This window comes from Palaeococcus sp. (in: euryarchaeotes) (assembly GCF_053987695.1).
Map to the genome: position 1 here is coordinate 1 of NZ_JBMXHE010000010.1, position 6205 is coordinate 6205.

Below are 6205 nucleotides of genomic sequence, written 5' to 3' on the forward strand. Positions count from 1 at the left end.
TTAGGTCAACCTAATTTTGGTGATATCATGATAGCCTTTGGACCAGTCCCTTCAAGACGCTTGGGCAAAAGCTTGGGGATAAACAATATCCCTGATAAGATTTGCTCCTATGCATGTGTCTACTGCCAGATAGGGAGAACGCTAAGGATGGAAGTTGGAAGAAGAACCTTTTATCCCCCTGAGTTTATCTTTGAAGAGGTTAAGAAAAAGGTAGAAGAAGCAAAAATGCAAAATGAGAGAATTGATTATCTAACTTTCGTTCCTGATGGAGAACCGACACTTGATGAAAACCTTGGAAGGGAGATAGAGCTTTTAAAAAATCTCAACATTCCCCTTGCAATTCTCACGAATTCTTCCCTAATATGGAAAGAAGACGTTAGAGAGGACTTATTAAAATTTGATTTTCTCTCTTTAAAGCTGGATGCTGTAAGCGAGGAGTTATGGAGAAAGATAGATAGACCCCACAGGAGCTTAAAGCTTGAAAAGATTCTTGAAGGGATGCTCGAATTTAAGAAGGAATTCAAAGGAAAGCTTGTCACAGAGACTATGCTCATAGATGGAATTGAATATAGTAGCGAACTAGAAAAAATAGCGGCGTTTTTAAGGGAATTGGATCCCAATGTGGCGTATATAGCAATCCCAACGAGACCTCCATGGGAAAAATGGGTTAGACCAGCAAAGGAGGAAGTAATAAATCATGCTTTTCAAACCTTTTCCAAAGAGCTCGGAATGGATAGAGTTGAATACCTCATAGGATACGAAGGAAATGCCTTTGCATTCACGGGAAATGCAGAGCAGGATATCTTAAGCATCACTGCCGTTCATCCTATGAGGGAAGAGGGAGTCAGAGAGATCCTGAAAAAAGCTAATGCGAGTTGGGCTATTATTGAGAAGCTTTTGAAAGAAAACAAAATTATAGAGCTGGAATATGAAGGAAAGAAATTCTATATGCGCAGACTTAAAAGCAGAGAAAGAGGTGGATTTTAAATTTGAATCTTTGATTTTTCAATTTCGAACTTCTTTAGATTATTAGGCTAACCAAACGTTTTTAAAACTTTCTACACCTATCTAGTATGGAATTAGGTAAACCTAATGGTGATGGACATGTATGTACGATTATCACAGATGCACGAAGGTGAGACAGGGATTGTAGTTGATATCCATGGAGGACCCGGTGCCAGGCAGAAGCTCATGGGAATGGGAATAACTCCAGGAACAAGGATTATGGTTATAAAATCAGGGAGACCGGGCCCTTACATAATTGCGATTGGAAACATGCGTCTTGCCCTTGGTAGAGGAATTGCAGAGAAGATTCTAATAAGGAGGGGAGCGTAATGGGCTCTTTTACTCAAGGCTTAAAGGTAATTGCACTTGCTGGAAATCCAAATGTCGGAAAGACCACGATTTTTAATGCACTCACAGGCTTGAGACAGCACGTTGGTAACTGGCCAGGGGTTACTGTGGAAAAAAAGGAGGGGATAATGGAGTACAAGGGGGAAGAATTTTTGGTGGTTGATCTGCCCGGAACCTATTCTCTAACAGCTCACGCCGTCGACGAGCTCGTGGCGAGGAATTTTATTCTCGAAGGGAACGCCGACGTCATCGTGGATGTAGTCGATGCCTCATGCCTCATGAGAAATCTATTTTTAACGATGGAGATCCTTGAAATGGGAGTCAAAAATGTCGTAATAGCTCTTAACAAGATAGATATCGCAAAAAAGAAGGGAGCACGGTTTGATATAAAAAAGATGGAGAAAGTTCTGGGGATTCCGGTGATACCAACGAACGCTAAAAGCGGACAGGGACTGGACGAGCTCAGAAGGGTCATGAAAGCAGCGGCAGAGGGCAAAATTGTGGGTAACCCAATCTCTCCAGTTTATGATGAACCAATTGAGAGAGAAATAGAGCATGTGAGCAAGGTTCTAGAGGGCACCCCTCTCGTGGAGAAGTACAATGTGAGATGGTTAGCTATAAAGCTTCTAACCAGAGATCAGGAGGTTATAAAGCTAATTTTGAGATATCTTGGACAGACCAAGATGGATGAAATTCTCCAGCACATAAGTGAAGTTGAGGAATACTACAAGCGCTCCCTGGATATTGTGATAGCAAATCAGAAGTACGAGTTCATAGATAAACTCATGCACCGGTTTGTGACGCATTTTGGAGAAGTCAGGGAAACTCTGAGTGACCAGCTCGATAAAATTTTAACTCACCCCGTTTATGGCATTGTAAGCCTTCTCGCAGTGTTTTATGCCCTCTTTAAGTTTGTTTTCACATTGGGGACCCCCATCCAGGAATGGCTGGGTGGAGTCTTCGATGCTCTTGGAAGTTCAATCGCTCCTCACATTGAAGATGAAATGCTCAGAGGGCTTATCGTGGATGGGATGATAGGTGGAGTTGGGGCTGTCCTTAGCTTCTTTCCCCTGGTGTTTCTGCTCTTCATAGCTATGGCAATTCTGGAAGATTCAGGGTACATGGCGAGGGCGGCAACCGTTATGGAAAGGATAATGAGAAAGTTCGGGCTACCCGGAAAGAGCTTTATTCCAATGGTGCTGGCATTTGGATGTAACGTCCCGGCGGTTATGGCAACGAGAACGCTCGACAATGAGAGGGACAGGATTTTAACGATGCTCATAAACCCGCTCGTTCCATGCAGCGCCAGGATGGTTGTCATAACATTCCTAGCAGGGGCATTTTTCTCAGCACACCAAGCCCTTGTTGCCGTTGGAATATACGCCATCTCAATTTTGCTCGCACTGCTCTCGGCGCTCTTCCTCGGAAAGTTCCTTATCAAAGGTGAAGAAAGCCCCTTCGTTATCGAGCTCCCCGATTATCTGGTTCCCGCATGGAAGAGTGTGATAATACACTCATGGGAAAGGAGCAAGGAGTTCCTTAGGAAAGCGGGAACGGTGATACTCGCAGGAGCTATAGCCATATGGTACCTGAGCAACTATCCCGCGCCCATTGGAGGGGGATTGAGCTATGCTGAGAAGCTCGGAGAAGCTGTGGAGCCATTTACAAAGCTCATGGGGCTTGATTGGAGGGCAGCTGTTAGCCTCATATTCGGAATAATAGCCAAAGAGAACGTCATCGCCACGTATGGTATTATATATGGCGTGGGGGAGAGCGAAGTTGCACTTGCCACGCTCATGAAAAACGCCATGACACCCCTTCAGGCATTTGTTTTGGGACTCGTGACCACGCTGTACCTCCCGTGCATAGCCACCATAGGAGCCATAAGAGCAGAGGGCGGCAATAAGTGGGCCGCAGTGGCAGTGATTTATAATCTTGCGCTCTCGAGCATTGTCGGAATCCTTGTTTACAACATAGGGCTCCTCCTGGGGCTCTGATTTCCGGTGAATGAAAATGGGAAAGCTGGAGGAAACTCTAAGGCTCATAAAGGAGGGGGTATCAAACTCCAAGGAGATTGCAAGGAGGATGGATATCAGCGTGGAGGAGGTTGAGGGCATAATAAAAATACTTGAGAGCATGGGATACATAGAAAAGGTCGAGTTTGGTTCCCCTGCATGTGAATCGTGTCCCCTGAAAAAGATTTGCCCAGGTAGCTGTATTCACTTCAAGGGTGAAATCTACCAGCTGCGGAAGTCTAATGAATACAAATGAACACAAAGTTAAAGGGGTTCAGCGATGGTCATATTTAACAGCCGTAAAATATATAAGCTTCCAACTTTTAATTATAATTGGTGATGTTATGAAAGCTGTTATTCTTGCCGGAGGATTTGGAACGAGATTGAGGCCAATTTCCTCAACAAGACCAAAGCCGATGGTGCCTGTTCTTGGAAAACCAAATCTTCAGTATCTCTTGGAGAACCTGGAAAAGATCAAAGAGATTGACGAAATCATACTTTCAGTTCATTACATGAGGGGAGAGATTAGGGAATTTATAGAGGACAACATGGCGGACTACCCGAAGGACATACGCTTCGTGAATGACCCGATGCCCCTTGAGACAGGTGGAGCCCTAAAAAATGTGGAGGACTTCGTTGGAGACGAGTTTTTGGTAATTTACGGGGATGTCTTCACAAACTTCAACTTTGGAGAGCTCATTGAGGCACATAAAAATAATGATGGGCTTGTGACGGTTGCACTGACAAAGGTTTATGACCCCGAGAAATATGGTGTGGTCGAAATTGACGAGAGCGGTAGGGTGACGGGCTTTGAGGAGAAGCCAAAGAGGCCCAGGACAAACATGGTCGATGCTGGTATCTATGTGGTGAGCAGAGAAATTTTAAAGGACGTGCCCAAGAACAGAGAGGTTTACTTCGAGCGTGAGGTCCTTCCAAAATATGTGAGCCAGGGGCTGGTCTATGGATACAAGGTTCCCAGAGAGGTGTACTGGGTGGATCTCGGCACACCGGAGGATCTCTTCTATGCCCACCAGATTGCTCTGGATGAGATAACAAAAGAAAATGGATACTACACCATAAGAGAAGGTGCGGAGGTTCCCGAGGATGTGGAGATCCAGGGACCGGTTTACATAGACAGAGGTGCCAAAATAGGGCACGGTGTAAAAATAAAGGCATACACCTATGTGGGTCCCAACACGATAGTTCAGGAAAAGGCATATCTCAAGAGAGTGATCCTAATCGGAAGCGACATAATCAAAGAGAAGAGCGAGATCAAGGACTCAATACTCGGAGAGGGCGTTGTGGTCGGTAAAAACGTCATAATCAAAGAAAACGCCGTACTTGGGGATTACTCGAAGATATATGACAATCTTGTGATCTACGGGGCGAAGGTGCTCCCGTGGAAGAAGGTGGAGGAGTATGAGGCATGGATCAAGCTCAAGCTCGATCCCACAAAGGTAAGGCCCGAACTCACGCCAGATAGATGCCCTCTCGGACTGCCGGAGTGCATCTACAAGAAGTTCAGGGCAATAGCGGGAGAAAAGCCTCCATGCGATGAGTGCATTGAGAACCAGTGGCTCTTCTGAGTCTATTTCTCTTTTTCTGGGGGGATAGGGATAAAGATTAAAGCACTCTCGAATGCCATTATGGAGTTCTGCTCTCTTAAGGGGTTCACAGCAGTTAGAGAACTTCGCACCGCCGATGGAACCCGCATAGATCTCGCTATTTTTGGAGAGAAGGGTAAAAAGGTTGTTGCCGTTGAATTTGAGAACTCCTATAAGTGGATAAAGCAGAGAACACTTTACAATGCTATAAAAGCCCACAGAGAGGGGTTTAAACACTTGATCATCGTGTATCCATTTAAGAGTGACCCATTAAAGAACAGCTGGGTTATGAACTTCATTGAAAATGAATTAGGAATGAGAGTCAGTCTTGTGAAGCCGGAGGAGCTTTTGAATTTTCTGGAGAAAAATATAGAAGATTTTTATTCTTTTTCATAGGTGAATGTACCGTTGCAGTATGTTCCGACGCCTTCGAGCATGCCGAACCTGGCGCATCCTTTCAACGTAATTTGACCCCACCCGTGTACGGGATAGCATAAACAATCATTTCTGGATATGAACTTGTCAAAAATCACCTCCGAACCGTTGAAAATCATGATTCTGCCACCATATGGAGTGCCATCCCCCTCATACAGGTTAAAACCCAGGAGGGTGTAACTCCCGTTTGAGGTGAAGAATACCCTATCCGGAGGTTCTGGGGGCTCTCCAAGCTTTATCTCCTTAACGAGCCCGTTCTCATTATAAATGTAAAGCCAGTCCGGGCCGAAGTGGTACCTTGGCTTGCCCAAGAATTTGGCCATGAAGAAGTACTCCTCACTCGCATGCGTGTAAATCTGGAAGGAGCTTTCACCGCTTTTCTCCGTCACTCCTTCTTCTTTTATCTCCCACAGGTAGGAGAGTGGTTGAATGTGTTTCCAGAGAATTTTCCCACCGTAATCGCAGGCTATGAGGTGATTGACTTTTATCATGTAAGACGTGTTTTCAATCGAAATATTCTTCAGAATATCCCCCCATTCGGGATCCTCCCCATAGTTCATCACATATTTTGGAACCGAAAAGACCTCCTTCCCTTCCTCAGATACGACGAACCCCCACGGAAAAAAGTATGCTTCGGAGGAGTTTATCATGTATGTGCCTGTCCGGCTTTTCATGAAAAACTTACCTTCACTTCTTATAATAAGTGTATCGTCAAAGCTTGCGATAACGCTCCCATTCACTCCATTTGCAGGAACGAGAAAAGGACACTGAACCTGTGGAGTACTGGCAGGTTGATGC

At 45.0% G+C, this 6205-nt stretch carries 7 protein-coding genes; 6 read left to right on the forward strand and 1 reads right to left on the reverse strand.

Translation table 11 applies throughout. From position 1 onward, the window contains the following. Nucleotides 1-27: 27 nt before the first annotated feature. The 6 genes from ACXJGZ_RS01390 to ACXJGZ_RS01415 all read left to right on the forward strand — a co-directional run bounded on the left by ACXJGZ_RS01390 (nt 28) and on the right by ACXJGZ_RS01415 (nt 5368). Nucleotides 28-987, forward strand: a complete 960-nt coding sequence (locus tag ACXJGZ_RS01390; RefSeq protein ID WP_293256966.1) for a radical SAM protein — start codon at nt 28-30, stop codon at nt 985-987. Nucleotides 988-1092: 105 nt separating this feature from the next. Next, entirely contained in the window at nt 1093-1335 is a 243-nt protein-coding gene (locus ACXJGZ_RS01395) for a FeoA family protein (protein WP_293256969.1), read from the forward strand. Beyond that, a complete protein-coding gene (gene feoB / locus ACXJGZ_RS01400; protein ID WP_456398010.1) occupies nt 1335-3350 on the forward strand; it encodes a ferrous iron transport protein B in 2016 nt (671 codons plus the stop codon). Before ACXJGZ_RS01395 ends, feoB begins: the two co-directional genes overlap by 1 nt. Before the next feature lie 16 nt (nt 3351-3366). Further along, nucleotides 3367-3624 (forward strand): FeoC-like transcriptional regulator, encoded by a 258-nt coding sequence (locus ACXJGZ_RS01405; protein ID WP_293256975.1) that lies wholly within the window; start codon nt 3367-3369, stop codon nt 3622-3624. An 88-nt stretch (nt 3625-3712) separates the two neighbouring features. Further along, on the forward strand, nt 3713-4954 hold the full coding sequence (locus tag ACXJGZ_RS01410) for a nucleotidyltransferase family protein (RefSeq protein ID WP_456398012.1): 1242 nt from the start codon (nt 3713-3715) through the stop codon (nt 4952-4954). 60 nt (nt 4955-5014) lie between these two features. Next, on the forward strand, nt 5015-5368 hold the full coding sequence (locus ACXJGZ_RS01415) for a hypothetical protein (protein WP_456320843.1): 354 nt from the start codon (nt 5015-5017) through the stop codon (nt 5366-5368). Here ACXJGZ_RS01415 and ACXJGZ_RS01420 read toward each other — a convergent pair. Continuing rightward, a partial coding sequence (locus tag ACXJGZ_RS01420) for a hypothetical protein (protein ID WP_456398014.1) occupies nt 5353-6205 on the reverse strand: 853 nt, incomplete at its 5' end. The two genes, ACXJGZ_RS01415 and ACXJGZ_RS01420, sit on opposite strands and share 16 nt — an antisense overlap.

Excerpts from the sequence above, each read along its gene's own strand:
- ACXJGZ_RS01415 (WP_456320843.1), top strand. The coding sequence starts at position 5,015 with ATGGAGTTCTGCTCTCTTAAGGGGTTCACAGCAGTTAGAGAACTTCGC.
- ACXJGZ_RS01410 (WP_456398012.1), top strand. The coding sequence starts at position 3,713 with ATGAAAGCTGTTATTCTTGCCGGAGGATTTGGAACGAGATTGAGGCCA.
- ACXJGZ_RS01405 (WP_293256975.1), top strand. The coding sequence starts at position 3,367 with ATGGGAAAGCTGGAGGAAACTCTAAGGCTCATAAAGGAGGGGGTATCA.
- ACXJGZ_RS01390 (WP_293256966.1), top strand. The coding sequence starts at position 28 with ATGATAGCCTTTGGACCAGTCCCTTCAAGACGCTTGGGCAAAAGCTTG.
- ACXJGZ_RS01395 (WP_293256969.1), top strand. The coding sequence starts at position 1,093 with ATGGTGATGGACATGTATGTACGATTATCACAGATGCACGAAGGTGAG.
- feoB (WP_456398010.1), top strand. The coding sequence starts at position 1,335 with ATGGGCTCTTTTACTCAAGGCTTAAAGGTAATTGCACTTGCTGGAAAT.